Origin of the sequence: Arsenophonus nasoniae (assembly GCF_004768525.1) — a bacterium.
GTDB lineage: Bacteria > Pseudomonadota > Gammaproteobacteria > Enterobacterales > Enterobacteriaceae > Arsenophonus > Arsenophonus nasoniae.
On record NZ_CP038613.1, the window covers coordinates 854,870 to 876,912 of the forward strand.

Below are 22,043 nucleotides of genomic sequence, written 5' to 3' on the forward strand. Positions count from 1 at the left end.
ATCAGCAGGTAACTATTGGACAAATCAATCTAAAATCCATGCGACAAAGCGCTTTATTAGGTAAAGGTTCTCTCTTTACGGTGGATGGCAATAAATTACTTATTAAGGTGCAAGGAGCACCATCAATTGTTAATGATATGGATGCATTAGAGCTGGCCAATGTTATTAAAGGATTATCAATGCAGGAAACGAACTCGATTGATTTACAAAAAATAGATACGATAGAGTTACAATCTTGTTTTAGTACCTTTGGTAGCCAGTCTTTAGGACAAAAATTAGCTAATATATTTGACAAAAAAGTAATCGCTTATCCTTTTTCAATGAGCAAAACGTTTGAGGATCCTAAAGAAGAATGGATGACAAAACCTAAAATATATGAACCGAATAAGTTAGTTTTAGCTGATGAACAGCATATAAGAAATAATAAATTTTACAAAGACTTAGCTGGATTATATCAAAATCAAAAAATCATTTCTGCTAAAGCAGAAAGGCATCTAAATTTACCTAAACCAGAATATTTGTTAATACAATTGATCTATGACGCGGCGAGATTGATATTAAAGAAAATCAATGAAGAGGATTTTTTAGAATTACATCCAGAATATATTTCGCATGATGGAAGAATATATCCTCAAGCACTTATGGAGCTAAAATCTTTAATAAGGTCATTTACTTCCCAAGAAATGACTCAACAAAATTTTATTGAGTTAATAATAGAAATTCTTTCATTAAGTCATTCTTCATTTGATTTATTAAATCAATTATTGTCAAAAGAGGAACATTAGTAAAGACAAGGATAATTTACTGATTGTATACATAATTAAATTTGCTGATAACAGGACTAATTAAAATGATAACTCAGACTTTATTTATTTCGTTATATCAAATAATAGTCTGTGTTTTTTATATTCAATAAGTAGAGGTGGCTTTTCAATAGCTATTTTTGCTAATTTTATTTCGGTTGGTATTTTACCAATTTCTTAATTTTTCTATTATTGGCGAATTGAGTGATATTTAAAAATAAGCAAGTAGGTGGCGGTGAATTTGTAAAAATAAAGTAATGTTATAAACTATTATGGTTTGTTAAAAAAATTAACATCTAAGAATAGGAGGGGATATGGGGGGAAGTTATACGCATGTTAGGATAAATTACAATAATTCCAAGCAATCGGATACTCGGTATACATTACCTACTTCAGATCAAGTCTCTACTGTTAATTCTTCTGATAGGTCAACCCCATTACCCGCTACAGAGACCACAACGACATTGCCGACTTCGCATAGCACAACGATGTCACCAACTTCACATGTAACGATTAAGAGGCCTGGTGTAGATTTAAATTATGAGGTTATACATACGACACCGACATCATCGCAGCCTGTTGTCACCTCAACGACGTCACCAACTACACAGCCTGTAACGACGTCACCAACTACGCAGCCTGTAACGACGTCACCAACTACGCAGCCTGTAACGACGTCACCAACTACGCAGCCTGTAACGACGTCACCAACTACGCAGCCTGTAACGACGTCACCAACTACGCAGCCTGTAACGACGTCACCAACTACGCAGCCTGTAACGACGTCACCAACTACGCAGCCTGTAACGACGTCACCAACTACGCAGCCTGTAACGACGTCACCAACTACGCAGCCTGTAACGACGTCACCAACTACGCAGCCTGTAACGACGTCACCAACTACGCAGCCTGTAACGACGTCACCAACTACGCAGCCTGTAACGACGTCACCAACTACGCAGCCTGTAACGACGTCACCAACTACGCAGCCTGTAACGACGTCACCAACTACACAGCCTGTAACCACAACGCCAACTTCACATGTAAAAATTAAGATACCGGGTTCAAATGTAGATTTAGACTATACGTTAATAATAGATAGAACACCGACTTCATCACAGCCAGCAGTAACGCTACACGAAGCATCATTTATACCTCGTTCACCGGCGTCAAAGCAAATTGTCGAGCTAATAAATGATTATGCCAGAGGCGGTTATAGTTATGGGGTTAACAATAAACCTTCTTATGATATTCCTAAAGCCGCAGAACAAATATCGCGAGCAAATTCAACTTGGAATGGAAAAAATGTTCTTGGTCGACATGCTGACATAACTTACACTTTTTATGATTGGTCACAGGCAAATTCGCCTGGTTCCAATCAGGTGGTTGGCCTTAGTGAACAACAACAGCAGCATATATTGCTGGCATTAGATTCTTGGGCTGATGTCGCTAATATCACTTTTAAGCTTAAATCATCGCTTAATGGCCGATCAGATCTTGATTTTGGTAATTTTAACAGACCGAAAGGTCAAGCTTTTGCTTATTTACCCAATTCTGGGGTTCTGTCTGGTGAATGCTGGTTTAATGTTCAGAATCATTCAGAAAATTTATATCCAACGAATGGCAATTATGGCCGGCATACTTATGTTCATGAGATTGGTCATGCCTTAGGTTTATCTCATCCGGGTGAATATAATGCACAGGAGGGTGTTAGATTAAATTATTTGTTTGATGCGCGTTATAAGGAAGATTCTCGCCAATACAGTGTAATGAGTTATTGGCGTGAGGATGCTACCGGTGCCTATTTTCAAGGATTTTATGCAGCGGCTCCATTGCTAGATGATATCAGCGCTATACAACGGTTGTATGGGCCAAATATGGAGATACAACTTATGGTTTTAATTCTAATACGGGCAAAGATTACTATTTAACCGATGATGCCCGTATCGAGCTGATATGCTGCATATGGGATGCGGGAGGTAATGATACTTTAGATCTTTCCGGCTATTTTCAAAGGCAACGAATAAATTTGAATGAGGGTGCATTTTCTGATGTTGGTGGTTTAAAAGCTAATGTTTCAATCGCTAAGGGAACCGTTATTGAAAATGTTATCGGCGGTTATGGCAATGATACTATTGTCGGTAACGATGTTAATAATGATATTAAAGGCGGAGCGGGCAATGATACTATTTATGGGGGACTTGGTGCGGATCGACTTTGGGGTGATGGCGTAAATCCGCAATCGATTCGGTTTACTCAGGCCATGCAAAGTATTGGCGCAGAGAAGTTTGATTTTGATACTTTAAGTCCAGAACAGTGGCAATCTATTGAACAGGAGATAACTGCATTTGATTCAGCCAATGCGGCTGGAATAATAGGAGCAGAAGCTAACCAATCTACCACGCAACAACAAATAACTACGCAGCAAATAGCCGATCGGAGAACCGCTGCTATCTCTCATGAAATTATTGAAGAAGATCGCTTTATTTATTTTTCTGCTAAAGAATCAACACCCTCAGCTTGTGACATGATTATAGGATTTCAGGCTGGAATTGATAAAATAGATCTCTCTGCTATGAAAATTAGCAATAAAGCGCAAAATACAAATAAAGACTTTGTTGTTGAACAGTTCAGTAATAAGATTGGAAAAATTGAGGTAAAGCATTATTCGGATAATGGACATCGTATTCTTATCAGAGGGGATAGTTATTCGGAAGGGGATTTTATGCTAGACATTTTTGGTTCTTTTAATCCAGATACCGATGTTATTTTATGGTAGTTATATTAGCTGTCTATAATCTGGTAAGTTAAAAAGATTTTTAAATTAATAATGTTACTATTATTAACAATATTAAATGATTAGTTGAATTTTATGTTTGTAAATCGGTGATATTGAATGCATCTATTTTGCTCATGAGATTAATTTATTTCTGCTTAAGAGGCATTAAGTTAGTAAAATCGAATAGATTTTTATTTGCTTTATTATTACTTATATAAACAATAGTAAAGTAAATTATTCTAATAACTATTTGTTTTAAAAAGTATAAAGCTAAAATTTTATATTTCTCTGTTAATTCAATATTTATCTAATAGTTTATCATTATTGATGAGAATATTATATATAATGCTATTAATGTCGCGTCTAATCCCAACGCTGGCTGCTGATAAAGATACTGTCGAATAGACTATTTTGTAAATTACTTTTGATGTAACAAATCTAGAACCTATTTTAATAATCATGTCACAGTATTAATGTCAAATTATGATAAATTTCATGTGATCAATCTAACTAGGTTAAAAAAGAGGCCAGATTTACTGGCCTTATCAGGTTAGAAGGAAGTGTAAAAACAATATTATTTTTATTTTTAATGGTTCTGGCTACAATTAATTTTTAACAATATTTCTTTTCTTTCATCAAACTAATTGAATTTTATTGTTTTGGTGGTTGAGTATTTTGTTGCATGCTAGGCGCTTTTTCTTTCGCGCTTTCGCTTAATGCGTTTGCTTTATTTGTTATATCCTCTTTAGCCGCTGCTGCTTTATTTGTTATATCCTCTTTAGCTGCTGCTGCTTTATCAGATAATGTCTGTACTTCAGAATTAAACCCTTCTTTAACTTGAGTTGCTTTCTCTTTTGCTTGATTTGTGACTTCAGTCGCTTTATCTGAAATATTTTGTTGTAACTCTGATGTTTTTTGTTGAGTTGTTTCTTTTAATTGATCTGCTTTTGTCGATAGTTTATCCGCTTCTTCAGCAGCTTTATTTTTTATATTGGTCGCAGCTTCTTTTGCATCATCAACCACTTGTTTCGCTTTTTCTGTACCAGCCTGTTTTATTTGTTCAGCGCTCTCCTTGGTTTGTTGGATAGCATCGTCAACTTTAGGCGATTCATCACAACCGGTAACAACAGTTATTATACCCGTCAAGATAAGCATACTTAGAATTTTTTTGTTCATTAATAGGTTCCTTTCTCTATATTCATGGACGATCATAAATAAGTCTATAATCAATAAAAAAGACTTTAACATTATAGATACATCTATTGGTTGACATCCTCCCCGCCCTAAAGTGCAAGGATTCCTACTACGTCCAGATCGAAGCCTGAATCATTTCGGTGGGTTCCTGCTTCGCTGAGTGAGTCACAAACCTCATCTCTCCACAGGCTTAAAATTCCGCATGTCCTGCGGTATGACTTGAGATTCTAACATACCTTGGCAAAAACCGCCTTATATCCTCGTCCTAAAGGACGGGGTTTTACGGCAAACTTTGATAAAGACATAAGACAGGATATAAGATTTTAACAATATAACAACTTGATAAGTATAACTCTGTAGCTTATGTCCGTTATTTATTAAGCATAGATGAGAATTAGAGGAATGAAAAAAAAATAGCATAAGTAATTGAGCTAAAAATGATAATGGATAACCGTTTCTCGAGTGGTATCAATTAATATTTAAAATCAATAAATTGAATTGTATTTTAAATCATTAAGGCGCACCGATCAGCGCGCCTTGGTTCTATTTAGCTGGAATATTATCTGCTATTAAGATTTCAAACTGATTTTATCGGTAAAAAAATTGTCAGATTTTTCTTTCGGTGTGCCTCGGCAGCCGTCACCGTAGTGTTCACCTTCCCAACGACCAACAAGCGCTGCTCCCATGGCATTACTCATAACATTGGTTGCTGAACGTCCCATATCTAAGAAAGGATCAATACCCATTAATAAAATTAAGCCAGCTTCTGGAATATTAAATTGGGTTAGTGTCGCTGCAATAACGACCAATGATGCGCGTGGTATACCGGCCATACCTTTAGATGTCAGCATTAAAATCAACAACATTGCGATTTGTTCACCCATACTTAAATGAATATTACATGCTTGACCGATAAAGATAACTGCAAATGAGCAATAAGCCATTGAACCAACAAGGTTAAATGAATAGCCAATGGGTAAAACAAAGCTAGCAATCTTATTAGAAATACCAAACTCTTCCAGTTTTTCTAAGGTGCCAGGGAAAGCGGCTTCAGAGCTTGAAGTCGTAAAAGCCAGTAAGGCGGGTTGCATGATGTTTTTGACTAAGCGTAAAATACATCGGCCAACGATTAACACCGATACCCCAATTAAGATCAACCAAAGTAACGCTAAAGTAAAGTAAAATTCTCCCATAAAAATGCTAGTACTAATCAGTACACTTAATCCGCGTTCAGCAATCATGGCTGAGATAGCGGCAAAAACGGTAATGGGGGCAAACAGCATAACGTAGCTTGTTAGTTTTAACATTACGTAAACCAGTGAATCTAGAATTTTAATAATTGGTTCACCTTTTTTACCTATAGCAGATAAGCTACATCCCATAAAAATTGAGAAAATTACAATCTGTAAAATCTCATTGCGCGACATTGCATCAATGATGCTGGTGGGTATAGCATGGGCAATAAAATTGTGGAAAGAAAAGGTCGTGGGTTCGATATTTGTCACCGCTGAACTAGTATTTGCCACGAAATTGATACCTACTCCGGGTGCGAGAATATTAACAATAACCAGACCAACGGTAATTGAAATGAAAGATGCGACCATGAACAGTAACAACGTTTTTGAGAAAACACGTCCCAACGTTTTGGCATCACCCATTTTGGCGATCCCGACGATCAGTGTTGAAATAATCAATGGTGCAATGATCATTTTAATCAAACGCAAAAAGATATCTGTAATGATAGAAATATTTTTAGCGTAGCTGGTTGTTACTTCTGTACTGGTAAGTGAATTTAATGCAAATCCAACGATTATCCCGGTGATCAGGCCTATAATAATCCAAGTAGTTAAACTTTTCGATTTCATAATGATTCCGTTTTTGTCAGGCTGATATTAGATCTCATATTATTTAACAAGCCCTGAATTAGTATTTCAGTGTAATTATCTAAGGCATCCTTTATTTTTAATTTTGTTAAATAAATGTATTTAAAATGAGAAATAATATTGATTATATTTTTATCGAAATTGATACAATATCCTGGTATAGATACATGGTTAGTATCAAGTTAAGCGTATGTTTATATTGATTATTTTTATTTAATTAAGTGTTAAATTATATGTCAAAAAATAATTGATACCATTAAGCACTAAACACATTAGTATTTCATTTTGTATGCAATCCTACTGTGTAGAATGATAACCATAACAGCATTAAAGTGAACAAACCATATAATTTAATGAATAATTTTAAATTTTGTGACTTAACGAGCTGATATTATTAGTTTATTTAATTAATAAAATGTTCTAGTAATAGCAGGTATTCGGCTATTTTTGCCATTATTAACTAATAATTTAGCTTTTTAGTTATCATTTAATTGATATCTTAAATAAAAGTACGCCACTATAATCTTGTTTGAAGATCAGTCAGTTTAAATTTGCTTATGGGGTATGATTTTTGTCTTTAAATCTTAAGATTAGTGGTTTTATCCCCTGAGAATTAACCAGGGGAATAAATGAAAGGATTATTTTTTTAGTTGATCATAAGTTTTTAGTGGTTGTTGTTTATTATAAGGATTGCCAATGTAACGGAGAGTAGGCTGAAAATCTTTATTGACGACGCTTTTGCTGGCATCAAATCCATCATACTTAAGACCGGCTAAATCTGACCAAGTGTGGATCAAATGCATAATACTATAAGGCCTATTTACCATGTTATCTAAATGGTGGTGGTGAGTATTAATCCATTGCGGTGATTGCCAGATAATAAAAGGGATCTCATACATAGGGCGCGTTGGAGCTGCTTCATTACGACCTAATATATGATGTGGCGGTGTGTCAAAAACTTCTTCTCCATGATCAGAAAAATAGACTAAAAAACCGTTTTCATTAGATGCAGCAAAATCTTTAATTAGCATTGCCACTACCTTATCGTTGAAGTGTTGTGCACTATCATAGTCGTTATAATCGGCTTGTTCACTTTTGCTAAGATTAGCCGGCATAGTATCTGTTTTATTATCAAATATCCCCTCATTTTTTGGATAGCGATAGGCATATTTCATATGAGTGCCAAGTAAATGGACAACAATAAATTTTTTCTCTGCGGGATCTTTTAATACCTCCTGGAATGGAGTTAGCACCGATGTATCATATTGCCGTGAACTTTGCGCCATATCGTTGTTCAGATAATATTGTTTATCGGTCTGACGTGAAAACGCAGTTAACATCGTATTACGCTGAGTTATAGTCTGTTGATTGGTGATCCAGAAAGTTTTATAACCCGCTTGCTTCATCATATTCATTAGGGAGGGATGCGTTTTATAAAGTTCGGGTTGTAATTGATCGGCGAAAGTTAATGCTTGTTGTAACACTTCGATAGTATAAGGGCGTGAAGTAACCACGTCGGTGAATACTTTTAAATTATCAGGGTATTGTTCTGCTAATGCATCTAGTTGTGGTGTTGTTTTACGGCCATAGCCATATAAACTCATGCGGCCTCGGCTGGTCGACTCACCGATAATCAACACTAATGTTCTTGGCGTAGCACCATTGTTATCAATTAAATTTTTTAACGGAGGAATTTTAGCATTGTTGGTTAAAATAGCCTCCATATTCGTAAGCTGATTCTGATAGAGAAAATAACCACTGATAAATTGCCAAGGAGCAGCATAAGCCATTCTTGCATTTAGATATGGCATTAGATCATCGAGATCACCGTTGGATTTGATAACTTTTTTGTAAAAAGGTGCGCCAAAAAGAATACCAATAATAATTGTTGACAATAAAAATTTAGCAGAAACGGATATATGAACAGGTTTTATGCGTGTCCATAAAAAAATAGCGATTAGCGTATAAACCAATAGGGTTGCGATAACTTTAATACTTAAATATTGTGTTAAGAATTCACTAGCTTCATGTGTGTTTGTTTCAAACATGATAAACATGACACTTTGTGAAAATTGTTGGCCATAAACTATATAATAGGCCAACGCGATCGCAGAGGATAGCCAGAGAATAATGCCTATAATAGCGGTAACCAATTTAATATGGCGAGAAAAAAACAGTGCTGGAATAAGCCAAACAGTACTGTATAAAAGAGAATCTCTTAGACCAATAGTATTACTTTGACCGGTTGTTACTACAATGATCTGAATAACTGTAGAAAAATAGAGAAAAAATACAAGTAACCAGATAAAGGCTACCAAGTTATTTTTTTTACTTGGTGAAGAATTAAACATATAATTTATGCTCATCAATTTTGTTTTTCAAACGTAAGGTGTTGTGTATTATTTTCATTATCAGATTTTTGGGTGACTGATAATTTTTGAACATTAAACGAAATACAGATAATTGCAACAAAAATATTATTGCTCTTAAGTGATTGTTGAAAATATGTTGCTAGACTTGCAGTTATAAAGAAGTATTATTAAATGAAATTTTATTTTGATTAACAAGATAGCCAATTATTTTGGGTTTTAATAATAAAGATGAAAAGTACAGTAATAATAACAGCAGCCAGTGCTTCGATTTGAGAAAAATATATAAAATAATCAATAATAGCAGTGGAGTTATAGTGAAAACTCCACTGAAAACTATTTTATAAAATAGTTTTTTTATACGTATAAAGTTTATTGATTATTTATGTATTATTTTTATTAAATAGTTTTTATCATTATTTTATTTATTAATGAGTCGGCCAAATGTTGCTATTATTGCTATTACTATTGTTGTTGTTATTGTTATTTGGATTATTGTCTCTTTGTCCGTCATTGTTCGAACCACCATTGTTGTTATTACCACCTTGTCCGCTACTGTTCGAACCACCATTGTTGTTATTACCACCTTGTCCGCCATTGTTCGAACCGCCATTGTTGCCATTACCACCTTGTCCGCCATTATTCCAGCCGCTGTTGTTGGAACCGCCATTGTTGCCATTACCGCCTTGTCCGCCATTATTCCAGCCACCGTTATTCGAACCGCCATTGTTGCCATTACCGCTTTGTCCGCTATTATTCCAGCCACCGTTGTTCGAACCACTATTATTATCTTGCTCGACTTTCATTGTTAGTCGGCCAACAAATTTTAAGGTAGCCATCAGACGACTTGGCCCTGGATTACCACCAAGACAGCGTAAATAAAATTTTGCCAGATTAAAATTTGTGATGGTGGCATCAGGTTGAATATCACCGGTTTTATAAAAACTAACGCCTGCATAGGCACCCATTTGGCCAGCTACAAATTCAGTGTTATTTCTTACCATTCCCCACATAAACCAACGATCGCGATCGGCTGTATTTAGTTGATAATCGTTTATTGCATAACCAATTCCTGGCGTTCCAGTAGCATAAACTTTGTTACCATTATAAGTATCGACATAGCTATTATAATCACTTGTTCTTACTAATATACGAATATTGTTTCTTGGGCAGCTGCCATGAACTTTAGTGCTCATCTGTCCTTCAAGAGGACCGATAATTCTGCTACCGATAGGCATATTTGCTTTTATCGTCGCTGCGCCAGCGAAATGGACATAATTGTCTCCAATATGGTCGGGTATTATATCATTAGCCCATGCTATGTTTACCATAAGCAAAGGTATTAGTTTATATATTAATTTCATTGGTTTTATCCTCAAAAAAAGTTTTAGTGTATTAATTTTATATTTATGTTATGTAGTAACTTATTAATAGTTTGCTGATATTCTGTTGTAAAAAGCTTGAATTGATAATTAATAGAGAGAAATTAATAGATAGAGTTTTTACCTAATTTGATTATTTATTTTAAAGTATTGCTATTTTGCATTGTTTTAATTAAATGTTTTTTGTTATATCCGTTTCCACCTTATCATCATTTATCTGCTTTGACGAAGGCATTAAATACACGCTTTATTGAATTAATTTAGTAAACTAGTTGTATTAATAGCTTAAATTTAATATTTTAAGTCATTACGTTCGATAATTATTAATGCGATAGATTATATTAATTGAAAAAGTAGCGATAGCCTCTGCTCGCAACATCTACTGGAGTTTTTTAGTGTTTTCATTTTTTTTCGCTTAAAAAAATCTTTTTAAATTTAGCTATTTTTCCTGAATTTCTTTAAGATGACGATAGGGATGCAGAATTTAATAAAATATAAAATACCAACATTGGGTTACAAATTAAAATAACTATTATAAAGTCTTACTGGAATATTGCCGGAGGAATATTACTAATTGAGTTATTCATTAAAAAATATGTTTAGTGTTATATTTTATAGTCTAAATATTTATGTAATACATTTATTACTGCTTAATAGCAATAAATGGCACTAATTTAGTTATTCGTAAGAGATAAGATTTTTATTTTTTAAAATTCAAAGTCATTGAACAGAGGAAAATATATAAATAAAAAATTAATAACAACAGTGGAGTTATGGTTAAAACTCCACGGAAAATTATTTTTATAAAATAGTTTTTATCATTATTTTATTTATTAATGAGTCGCCCAAATTTTGGTATCATTGTTATTGTTATTGTTATTGTTATTGTTATTGTTATTGTTATTGTTATTGTTATTGTTATTGTTATTGTTATTGTTATTGTTATTGTTATTGTTACCGCCTCGTCCGTCATTATTCCAACCGCTATTATTCGAACCACGGTTATTATCTTGCTCGACTTTTATTGTTAGTTTACCAACAAATTTTAAGCTAGCCATAAGACGACGTGACCCTGGGTTACCACCAAGACAGCGTAAGTAAAATTTTGCCAAATTTAAATTTGTAATGGTGGCATTTGGTTGAATATTACCGGTTTTATAAAAACTAACGCCTACGTATCCTCCCATTTTACCAGTTACATAGTCGGTGTTATTTTTTAACATTCCCCACATAAACCAACTATCGAGATCAGCTGTATTATGTTGATGATCGTTTATTGCATAACCTATACCTGGCGTTCCAGTAGCATAAACTTTCTTGCCATTATAAGTATCTACATAGCTATTATAATCACTTATTCTTGCTAATATACGAATATTATTTTTTGAACAGCGGCCATGGACTTTAGTGCTCATCTGTCCTTCAATAGGTCCAGTAATTCTGCTACCGATAGGCATATTTGATTTTATCGTTGCGGTGCCAGCAAAATGAACATTATTATCTGCGACATAGTCGGGTTGTATGTCATAAGCCCATGCTATGTTTACTATAAGAAAAGGTATTAGTTTATAGATTAATTTCATCTGTTTTTATCCTTAAAAAGAATAGTTTTAGCTTATTAATTATATATATGTGCCGAATGGTAACTTATTGATAGTTTGCTGATATTCTGTTGCGACAAACCTAAATTGATTATTAATTAATAGAGAAAAATTAATGGGTAGAGTTTTACCTAATTTCATTATTTATTTTAAAGTATTACTATTTTTGCATTACTTTAATTAAATGATTTTTGTTATAACCGTTTCCATCTTATCATTATTTATTCGCTTTGGCGAAGGCATTAAATACACGCCTTATTGAATTAATTTAGTGAGCTTAAATTTAATATTTATAATTTTAATTGGTTTGTTTAGAAAGTTTTTTCTTTAAATAGAGAGGATAATAAAAATAAAATAGAAAGAATATTATACATAATAATAGTGATTTAAATAAAATAGGTTTATTAATAAAAAGAGCACTGTTGCAAACATGAATATGGTAAAGCTCTTGTACAATAACAGAGAATTACATTTTTAAAAACTCGGTTCATCAGAGCTACTTTATTTGAGGAATGGTTATAGTAAATTCGTTCTGCCAACGTTTTACGCAGTGCCTGCAACTTCGGCAATTCGTGATAGATGATGCTATATTGGCAGTAACAGCGTACCTCCCAAAGAATAATGTTGCAAGTAAAGTGTCGACCTTTAAAACAAATATACTGCGTACCATTGATTAAATCGTAAGCAAGATTATCAGCGCCTTAATCTTACAACAATGCCAATAAAAGTAGCAGCTCCCAGCCACATCTGACATTTTTTAATTTATGTGCTCGGGCATTTATCAACCATATGCTAATATTGCTATTGAGAGCTCTTATTATCAAGCACACAGCAATTACTGTATATCCTGTTCCACATTAGTGATTTTTCTTAACCCCTATTTTCCTGCAAGATAGCGAGCAAATCTGGAGTCAAAAAAGCGGGTGTCGTTGGGCCAAGGACCATATTCGTTATACCAAGTGATAGCAAGCTGAGAAGAATAGCAATCGCTTTTTGTTCAAACCAGGAAAAAACCAGTGATAGCGGCAGATCATTCACGCTACAGGCTAATTTTTCCGCCAGCTTAGTGGCTAGAACAATATTAAGGTAAACGCGTTAAGTCACTCTAATTTATCATGAATGTGACCAAAAAAGAGGTGAACTTTGGCAGTAGGGTAGGCATAATTTCCAGCTTGGATAAAATTACAAATTATTATTGTATTATTTAATATTAATTATTTGTTATATCAATGCGGTTGCTGCTGTAGCAAAAATAGCACAAAATATTGATGATCAAGTCTTTTATTGGATGAAAATAATTTATGATTAAAATCTTTTTGGCGATCTCAATAGGTTCTGCCCTTGGTGGTATCTTACGCTGGCTTTTGTCAACGAAATTAAATCCATTAATTGCACTTTTACCATTAGGGACTTATCTCTCAAATGTGATTGCTAGTTTTATATTAGGTATTGCTTTTGCTTATTTTGCTAACCATTATACGCTATCTCCTGAATGGCGATTGATGGTAATGACTGGTTTTTGTGGCGGGTTGTCAACTTTTTCTACCTTTTCATTGGAAGTTATGCTTTCCTTTCAGCAACAGCGCTACTATCACGGATTTTTGGAAATCTTAATTCATGTGGTAAGTACACTACTCGTAACTTATTTTGGTATGTTGGTTTACCAATTGATCCAGAATCGCTAGCGTCTAACTTTTTTTGCCAACATAGATTGCTTAAAGGTGTTTTTTTTCTGCTAAATCTAACGCAAAATAGCTCAAAATCAGATTAGCGCCGGCACGCTTGATGGCTCCTAATGTTTCTAGCGCAACATCGATTTCATTAATCGCGCCCGCTTTAGCAGCAAATTTAATTTGAGCAAATTCGCCACTGACTTGATAAGCTGCTAGTGGTAATTGAGTGCGTTCACGAATATCGCGAATAATATCCAGATAAGCGCCAGCCGGTTTTATCATTAAAACATCAGCGCCTTCTTGTTCGTCTATCAATGATTCTCTAATTGCTTCATGACGGTTCATTGGATCCATTTGGTAACTTTTACGATCCCCAATTAAGCAAGAGCCTGCCGCTTCACGAAAAGGGCCATAAAGGGTGGAAGCAAATTTGGTTGAATAGGACATAATACCGGTAGCCGTAAAACCTGCTTTATCCAATGCATCACGAATGGCGCTGACTTGCCCATCCATTGCGGCAGAAGGGGCAATAAAATCAGCACCAGCATTGGCCGCAGTGACTGCTTGTCTACCGAGATTTAGTAATGTTGCATCATTATCCACGCCATTTCTACCTAGAACTCCGCAATGGCCGTGAGAGGTATATTCACAGAAACAGGTATCTGACATAATTAACATTTCAGGCACAGTATCCTTACATGCCTTTGACATGCGAGCAACTAAACCTTTTTCTTGCCAGGTATCGCTACCTATTTCGTCAAGATGATGGGAAATACCAAATAACATTACTGATTTGAGCCCAGCTTTAGCAATCCGTTCGATTTCATAGGGTAGCTTGTGTTCTGGGATACGAAAAATCCCAGGCATACTTGCAATCGGCTGATAATCGTTAATTTCTTCTTCAACAAAAATGGGCAAAATAAGATCATTTAGCGTTAAAGTGGTTTCTTTAAATAAATTGCGAACTGTTTCTGTTTGACGTAATCGCCTTAAACGGCGAATAGTTTGCTGATGTTGCACACATTCTCCTTGCTACTGCTACAGGAATATAATTAATCGTATTATTTTAATATTTGCTGCCTATTATAAATGTTATTAATTCATCTTACATCTTTATTGAGAGGGCTTTTTTCTATACATGCTATTTTGATTTATTGGCTGAATCCTAAATAAAGATAAATAATTAGCACGATTATTGCGGTAACAATGGCATAAGGCATCTGTGTTCTGATATGTTCAATATGATCACAATCGGTTGCCATTGAAGCAACAATGGCGTCGCTAGAGATTGGGGAAGTCATATCACCAAAAATCGAACCGGTAATCGCTGCGCCGATCATTAATTCGGTAGGCATGTTGACGGAAAGCGCTAATTGTACCCCAATAGGGATCATGATAGCAAAAGTTCCCCATGAAGTGCCGGTTGCTAACGACATAATGGCGCTGATTAAGAAAATAAAAGCTACCGAAAACCCTGCCGGCAATAAGCCACTGGAAATTTGTGCAATGTAAGCACCAGTATTAAGATCGGCAGAAACATTGCCCATTAAAAAAGCTAAAATCATGACTGAGCTGATTTTGATCATACTGGCGTAACCGATATAAACTTCCTTAAAAAAACTTTCGATCGTCAAAATGCGGCGGGCTAAAAACCAGATAAATGAGACTAAAGTACCAAACATCACCGCCCAGTAAACAGAGGTTGAGCCACTGCCTTTGGTAAATTCGCCATGACCGGTAATATAAAGAGCGATAGGTACCATTAAAACCGTTGCCAGAATAGGAATAAAAAAGTTCAATACAGTATGAGTCGCTGGATGATCAATGACGTCTTCATCAGCAATGGCAGATGGTTGATGAGTTCCATGTTGATTGGCAATCGCTTTTTGTTCCGCTATTTTCATCGGACCTCAGGCGTAATCGGTAAGGATATAAAATAGTACTGAGGCTAATGATAACCAAGCCATAATATTATATGGCATAGCGGTAGCCAGAATTTCAAATGGTTCGCCTGAAATAAAACCTTTAGAGATTTGTACGCCAATCACCCCCATCATAGCAGCTCCCCAACCATTGATCATAACAGAAGAACATACCGAGACACCCGACGTTTGAATAATATAGGCCATTTTCTCTGCGGAAACCCCATAATAGCGGGCAATATTTTTAGTAGAAGCGCCAGCGACTAATTGATTAATCGAACTTTCAATAAAAATGATTATTGAAATAAACATGGCTAGTAGTTGGATTGCTTTTTTATTTTTTATTAAACGCGTTTTATTGGTTAGTAAATACACTAAACTTCTCACCCCTCCGGTGACGCTAATTAACCGCATAATTCCGCCAATTAATAAAATAAAAATAATTGTTTGTGTATTGCCGGGGGAGGCAAAAGTAGCAATAATTCCGGTCAGTGTCGCTTGAATACCCAACAAAATATTGTGATCGTTAATAACGGTATAACCAACTAAAATACCTATCAGTAACGATAAGATAACTTGGCGTGTCATTATCGCGAGTATAATAGTGATAAGTGGCGTAATTACTGTCCAGATCCCGTAGTCATTCATTGCGATACCTTTTCTCTAGCTGGGTATTAAAAATTCAGTGCTTGCTCTAAATCGTTAAGTAGATCATCAATATCTTCTATCCCGACAGATAAACGTAAGGTTGTATCGTAAATGCCCATTTTGACTCTTTCTTCTTCCGTCATAGCGGAGTGGGACATAGTTGCTGAATGATTTACCATGCTTTCGACCCCACCTAATGATTCGGCCAGAACAAAATATTGCAATTTATCGATAATATTTTTTACATTTTCTCGATTGCCATTAATGTTAATTGTAACAACAGCGCCACCTGTTTTCATTTGTGTCTGACAAATAGAGTACTGCGGATTATCTGGTAGTCCTGGATAGTATATATTTTTGATATTACGATGATTATTTAAAAATTCGGCTATTGCCAGTGCATTAGCGCATTGTCTTGTCATGCGAAGATCTAAAGTTTTTAATCCCCTTAATGCTAGATAAGCATCGAAAGGAGAAGCAATAGCACCGATGGTTGTTTTAAGAACATCAATTTTATCGGCAATTGTGGATTGATTAGTGATGACAGCACCACCGATTAAGTCTGAGTGACCGCCTATGTATTTACTGCTAGACAACATGACAATATCAGCGCCTAATACCAGGGGTTTTTGATTCCAGGCAGTAGCAAAGGTATTATCGACACAAGTTAAGATATTATTTTCTTTTGCTAGCTGACAAATTTTACCGATATCAACAAGTTCTAATAGCGGATTAGTTGGGCTTTCTATCCAAATCAGTCGAGTATTATTGTGTAAATGCTCTTTAACTAGTTGCAGATTATTGAGATCAATATAATCGACTTTATGACCACTTGTTTCTTTTATGAGTTTTTCAAATATGCGGTAAGTGCCACCATAGACACCTCGCATGGCAATAATATGCGAGTTTTTTGGTAGTAAATTTAATACTAGTAATGTTGCTGCGACACCAGAAGCAGTAGCGGTGGCATAAATACCCTTTTCAATGTCGGCAAGTAATGTTTCGTAAGCATAACGCGTTGGATTTTTAATTCGTGAATAGCTATATTCACCATTTATATCAACATTTTGTTGAATAAAACTACTTGCTGTGGTGATAGTGGGGAAAATAGCATTATTAGCTTTATCAAGCTGTTTCCCTTCATGAATTAAAATAGTTGAAAATTTTGCCATTATAATCCTTATATTTTTTCTAATCAGTGTTAATTCATTATATGACAATAAGTATAGTTGTATAAATAGATAGAATTACAATAGATTCGTGTCAAATGAAAGTCATTGCTTGATATATTTATATGACAGTATAAATCAATACGCTAAACGTAATGCTCGTATTTCATAAAAAATAAAAGTTTTATAATTATTATTTTATTTGCTATTTTGGATCATTAACTAACTGAAGATGTGATGTTTATAACGATATAGCTGAAAAAAAGGAATATTATAAAATTAGAGAGAAATATAGTTTTAGTAATATTCGTGTTAATTATTTGTATTTTTAAAAATAATCTTTTTTTGTTTTATTAGGTTTTACTATTAATTTTTATATATAAAAAAACAATTAAATATTTATAACAAAAATAAAATATTGTTAGATTAATATTTATATGATAGATAATCATAATGTCAGTTTAATTTTACAGGATAAAGTTTTTTATCGATAATATTAAATTAATTTCCATTTGTTGTATTAGATAAAATAGTCAAGTTTTAGCATTATTTTAGTATTAAAATCTATCAATTATAATTGATAAAGATAAGTATCATAATTAATACGTGGTTGAAGAAAATTAAAAAACACCTTAAAAAGTAAAATTACCAATTCGACTAGTAGGAAAGTCGTTGTTTGGTAAATAGTCAAAAAGGATAAAGAGTATCTTAGCTATATATAGTGCTCGAAATATTAGTTATTAAAATTTAGTTTAGTTTTATACAGAAGAAAAAATAATTGATAATGGGAATTAGCATCTTAAAAGATATTGAATTAATTAGTCGTAAACGAAAAGCTGTAGCATATATCAGATATAAATTTATTGGTATAATTTTGTATTGGAATGAATAAAAGCATCTTATATTCATTTTGTCTAAAAAATAAACATAAATAGATTGAAATATCATTAAAAATATTTAATAAATTACTGTGTTAGTCATTAGATTAATGTTGCGTGCAAATAATAATAAATTTATAACAATAGATTTTATATGATAAAAATATTTAGACCAAAATAAATTTATTATCAAATAAAATATCAAAAAAGAATATTTTATTGTAAATCTGCAAAAAAATTTATTATTAGATAATAAAATGTTTAATTTTAGTTAATTTAAGGAATAAAATATTGATTTAAAATTAAATAAATATTATTTATGTTTATTTTTTGATAAATAAATAAGCGATATAATAATATTCTTTGTTATCAATTGGTTATCAATATGTTTGTTTTTTGATAGTTTTAGGCTATCAATAATGCAAAACGGATCGATAAAAACAAATTGCATAATTGAGGTAATATGACTTTAATCTTTTCTTGTAATAGAGAACTATTATAATATATTATTATACTTCTTATATATTTTATTATTTAAAAATCATACTGATGCTTGTTTCATCAGCGGAGTTAAGTAATGGAATTAAAAAATTTAAATTTATTCATATTAGTGGTAAGAGTTGTTTAACCTTCAATCATTTTATTTAATATAAATAATAAAAAATCTGTAGAATAATAGATAGTATAGTGCAATTTTATTATGGATGCCATTTTCAAGGATGGCTATTAATTAGACTATTAAATAGAGTCGTAGAGAGGATGCTTATTATGATACATCGAGATTTAGTTTTTCAATTTTTAGATTATCGATTACATTGCAATGAAATGCTGATGAAAAATGGAGAGATTATTGCAATTCCACCCAAAGAATTAAGGGCATTAAGTTGTTTAGTGGCTAATAGTAAAAAGATTATAAAGAAAGATGATATCGTTGCTTATGTTTGGCAAGGTGGAGAAGTAAAAGATGAATCTGTTGTTCGTTGCATATATTCCTTACGAAAATTATTTAAACAGGAAAATTTGATTATAACCATTTATGGTAGAGGATATTGCTTTAATGGTGATGTAAAACTTATTGATTCAGGCGCAAGGAATGATTATCTGTACGAAATTCCTAACCACGATAAGCGGCAAAGTGGGCATTATATGCAAAGTATTGGCAGAATATTACCTGTATTTAAAGAGGGTATTTGTTCTTCAAATTCAATAAAGGATAGTTTTCAGCGCTTAACATTGAACATTAAATGTAAATAGTCATGATTTCGTCATAATTTGGTTGTGATCTTTGTCTTATTTTAAGGTTTAATGGGATCGTGTTTTTTGCTAGAAGCTGGTTTCATGTTAAGGAGCAAGTTTTGCGGCAGAGTGAATCTATGTGGTTAAAATATGACGAAATTCTATTAGAAAATCCAGTTCTTTATTATATTACTGCAGTAACTAAAACAGAACTTCGCATTAGTTCAAAAAAAAATCAAGAAATTTGCTGTTTTGATATTGGAGAGAGTGGGATCATGATGATTTTACCTTCAAAAATAGATGTTTTATCAGGTGAAATCAGGTTAAAAAAAGAAAATATCTTACATTTAGCTAAAATGCAGGCTTTTATTGATAAAGCAAATAATCAAATTCATAATTTCAAAAATAATTATCTTTCTGCTTTTATTAATTTTAATTTTGATACTTATAAAAAACAAAAAAATCTTGAATATTGGTTTTTGAGTCAACAAATTAATAAAGAGAAAAAGGCAGAAAGGTTTTCTTCTTTATTACGCCAAAATGAAGAATATCGTATAGTTCGTTTTCTGCTTGAAGAATCGTTGTTGGAAGGAAATCAAAAATTACAGAAAATGAGTATAAAATATGGATTATCTGTATCTTATTTTAGGAAGCTAGCAGGAAATGCATTAGGTAATTCTCCTAAAACTGAGTTAAAAAAATGGCGGTTAGTTAATGCGTTATTAGATCTGAATGATAAAAATCAGAATATCACACAAATAGCTTTTAAATATGGTTATTCCAATTTGTCTCATTTTTCTGATGAAGTGAAGAGTTTTTTGGGGATAAGTCCAAGCCGGTTAAAGAGATACTATCAAAAGAAAGGACCTAGTGTCACCGATGAAGAGATTACAGATAAGAAAAGATAGCAGTATATTAATTTTTTTTATGTTTTTAAATTTCATATTATTGTCAAGTTCTAAAGCTGTATCAGAGCAAACAATTGAATCAGGTTATATTGCTAAAAATGAAACCATACGTGGTGTTTTTGATGCTCTATCTTCGGTTATTAATAAACCAATTATAGTTAGTCAGCTTGCAATAAAAAAGAAAATAACCGGCGATTTTGATCTTAAATATCCACTTGATACCTTAAGAGATATTACTCAGCAACTTAACTTGATGTGGTACGATAATGGCCAAGTAATATATATTTGTGATGCGATTGAAATGCGTAATACCGTTATTACTTTAAATAATACAACAATTCAAGAGATAAAAAATTTTTTAAAAGATTCAGGTTTATATGATGAACGTTATCCATTACGTTCTGGGAGTAACAATCGTTTATTTTATATATCTGGACCACCAGTCTATATTGAAACAATAATTAATACTACGCAGTTTTTGGATGAAACTACGACAGAATTTGATGGCCGAGAAAAAATAGCAATTGTGCCATTATATAATACATTTGTAGAAGATCGTCATTATCAATATAGGTTTAATGATATTATTATTCCAGGAATGGCATCAATAATAAATAAATTGATGGATGCATCGAGTAATAATATTTCAAAATTAAAAAATCATATACAAAAAAAAAATCAAGATGAATTAGTTAATCAGAGCAACAATTCATCTCTAATAGAAAATTCACCGTTAAATAAAGGCTTAGTTTCTATTATATCTAATCCTGGAAATAATAGCTTATTAATAAAAGGTAATAAAGAGCAAGTAAATTATCTACGAAAAATTGTAGAACAGTTAGATATAACCAAGAGGCATATAGAACTATCGGTATGGATTATTGATATAGAAAAAAAAGCACTTGACCAGCTCGGTATAAAATGGAGTGGTGGCGCTAAAATTGGGCAAAAATTAGGTGTATCACTAAATGCAGGAACAAGCACTATTGATGGAGCCAGTTTTATGACAGCTATATTTGCCTTAACAAGGAATGATAAAGCAAATATTGTTTCTAGACCAATGGTGCTAACACAAGAAAATATTCCAGCAATATTTGATAATAATCGAACTTTTTATACCAAATTGATTGGTGAAAGAGCGACAGATTTAAAAAATGTTACTTATGGTACCGCGATTAGTGTATTACCTAGGTTTACTATTAATAATCAAATAGAAATGATGATTACTGTTGAAGATGGTAGCCGCGCAGGGCAAATAACCGATCATTTACCAGAAATAGGTCGAACAAATATTAGTACTATAGCTAGAGTTCCCCAGAATAAAAGTCTGTTAATTGGTGGTTATACGCGTGACGAACATAGAAATATAGAAGAAAAAATACCCTTACTTGGTGATATCCCTTATTTAGGTAGTCTATTTCGTTATAATATTGAAAAAAAAGATAGTTTAGTTAGAGTATTTCTTATACAGCCTAGAGAGATTATTAATCCTTTAAGTACTAGTGCGGAAAATATTGCTAAAAAAGTAAAAGAAGATAAATTTGATAATAAATTAGAAGACTGGATGTCAAATTTTCTGAGTAATCATTGATGAGTAA

General features: G+C 33.1%; 13 protein-coding genes and 4 pseudogenes. 7 read left to right on the top strand and 10 right to left on the bottom strand.

Annotation, left to right across the window (positions count from 1 at the left end; translation table 11 throughout):
• The first annotated feature begins 80 nt into the window (after positions 1 to 80).
• The 3 genes and pseudogenes from ArsFIN_RS04025 to ArsFIN_RS04035 all read left to right on the top strand — a co-directional run.
• Entirely contained in the window at positions 81 to 785 is a 705-nt protein-coding gene (locus ArsFIN_RS04025; RefSeq protein WP_135677478.1) for a hypothetical protein, read from the top strand.
• 332 nt (positions 786 to 1,117) lie between these two features.
• Positions 1,118 to 2,734 (top strand): reprolysin-like metallopeptidase, encoded by a 1,617-nt coding sequence (locus ArsFIN_RS04030; protein WP_135677479.1) that lies wholly within the window; start codon positions 1,118 to 1,120, stop codon positions 2,732 to 2,734.
• A gap of 2 nt (positions 2,735 to 2,736) precedes the next feature.
• Positions 2,737 to 3,582, top strand: a pseudogene (locus ArsFIN_RS04035) (M10 family metallopeptidase C-terminal domain-containing protein); the annotation flags it as partial.
• Positions 3,583 to 4,233: 651 nt separating this feature from the next.
• On the opposite strand, the gene ArsFIN_RS04040 reads toward ArsFIN_RS04035, so the two are convergent.
• From ArsFIN_RS04040 to ArsFIN_RS04065, 7 genes and pseudogenes are all read right to left on the bottom strand, one after another.
• Positions 4,234 to 4,758: a hypothetical protein gene (locus tag ArsFIN_RS04040; protein ID WP_026822365.1), complete on the bottom strand. Its 525-nt coding sequence runs from the start codon at positions 4,756 to 4,758 to the stop codon at positions 4,234 to 4,236.
• 587 nt (positions 4,759 to 5,345) lie between these two features.
• Positions 5,346 to 6,641 carry a dicarboxylate/amino acid:cation symporter gene (locus tag ArsFIN_RS04045; RefSeq protein ID WP_051296972.1) on the bottom strand — a complete coding sequence of 432 codons (1,296 nt, stop codon included), beginning with the start codon at positions 6,639 to 6,641 and terminating at the stop codon, positions 5,346 to 5,348.
• 656 nt (positions 6,642 to 7,297) lie between these two features.
• Entirely contained in the window at positions 7,298 to 9,010 is a 1,713-nt protein-coding gene (gene cptA, locus ArsFIN_RS04050; RefSeq protein ID WP_026822364.1) for a phosphoethanolamine transferase CptA, read from the bottom strand.
• 446 nt (positions 9,011 to 9,456) lie between these two features.
• On the bottom strand, positions 9,457 to 10,392 hold the full coding sequence (locus tag ArsFIN_RS04055; protein WP_026822363.1) for a hypothetical protein: 936 nt from the start codon (positions 10,390 to 10,392) through the stop codon (positions 9,457 to 9,459).
• 851 nt (positions 10,393 to 11,243) lie between these two features.
• The gene (locus ArsFIN_RS04060; RefSeq protein ID WP_135677481.1) at positions 11,244 to 11,993 is read right to left on the bottom strand and encodes a hypothetical protein; all 750 of its coding nucleotides are present in this window, start codon (positions 11,991 to 11,993) and stop codon (positions 11,244 to 11,246) included.
• A 563-nt stretch (positions 11,994 to 12,556) separates the two neighbouring features.
• Positions 12,557 to 12,667 (bottom strand): annotated as a pseudogene (locus tag ArsFIN_RS28720) (IS6 family transposase); the annotation flags it as partial.
• A gap of 179 nt (positions 12,668 to 12,846) precedes the next feature.
• Positions 12,847 to 13,100 (bottom strand): annotated as a pseudogene (locus tag ArsFIN_RS04065) (hydroxylamine reductase); the annotation flags it as partial.
• 212 nt (positions 13,101 to 13,312) lie between these two features.
• On the opposite strand from ArsFIN_RS04065, the gene crcB reads away from it, so the two are divergent.
• Positions 13,313 to 13,696, top strand: a complete 384-nt coding sequence (gene crcB / locus ArsFIN_RS04070) for a fluoride efflux transporter CrcB (RefSeq protein WP_026822362.1) — start codon at positions 13,313 to 13,315, stop codon at positions 13,694 to 13,696.
• 30 nt (positions 13,697 to 13,726) lie between these two features.
• Here crcB and hemB read toward each other — a convergent pair whose 3' ends face one another.
• The 3 genes and pseudogenes from hemB to ArsFIN_RS04085 form a co-directional block, all read right to left on the bottom strand.
• On the bottom strand, positions 13,727 to 14,704 hold the full coding sequence (hemB, locus tag ArsFIN_RS04075) for a porphobilinogen synthase (protein ID WP_026822361.1): 978 nt from the start codon (positions 14,702 to 14,704) through the stop codon (positions 13,727 to 13,729).
• Positions 14,705 to 14,835: 131 nt separating this feature from the next.
• Positions 14,836 to 16,254, bottom strand: a pseudogene (locus ArsFIN_RS04080) (Na+/H+ antiporter NhaC family protein).
• Between the two features lie 26 nt (positions 16,255 to 16,280).
• Positions 16,281 to 17,426 carry a trans-sulfuration enzyme family protein gene (locus ArsFIN_RS04085; RefSeq protein WP_026822360.1) on the bottom strand — a complete coding sequence of 382 codons (1,146 nt, stop codon included), beginning with the start codon at positions 17,424 to 17,426 and terminating at the stop codon, positions 16,281 to 16,283.
• Positions 17,427 to 19,069: 1,643 nt separating this feature from the next.
• Between ArsFIN_RS04085 and ArsFIN_RS04090 the strand changes: the two genes are divergently transcribed.
• From ArsFIN_RS04090 to sctC, 3 genes are all read left to right on the top strand, one after another.
• The gene (locus tag ArsFIN_RS04090) at positions 19,070 to 19,555 is read left to right on the top strand and encodes a winged helix-turn-helix domain-containing protein (RefSeq protein WP_051296971.1); all 486 of its coding nucleotides are present in this window, start codon (positions 19,070 to 19,072) and stop codon (positions 19,553 to 19,555) included.
• 101 nt (positions 19,556 to 19,656) lie between these two features.
• Positions 19,657 to 20,445, top strand: coding sequence for a helix-turn-helix domain-containing protein (locus tag ArsFIN_RS04095; RefSeq protein WP_135677482.1), 789 nt, complete (start codon positions 19,657 to 19,659; stop codon positions 20,443 to 20,445).
• Positions 20,417 to 22,036, top strand: coding sequence for a type III secretion system outer membrane ring subunit SctC (gene sctC / locus ArsFIN_RS04100; RefSeq protein ID WP_034249407.1), 1,620 nt, complete (start codon positions 20,417 to 20,419; stop codon positions 22,034 to 22,036). Before ArsFIN_RS04095 ends, sctC begins: the two co-directional genes overlap by 29 nt.
• Positions 22,037 to 22,043: the final 7 nt, after the last annotated feature.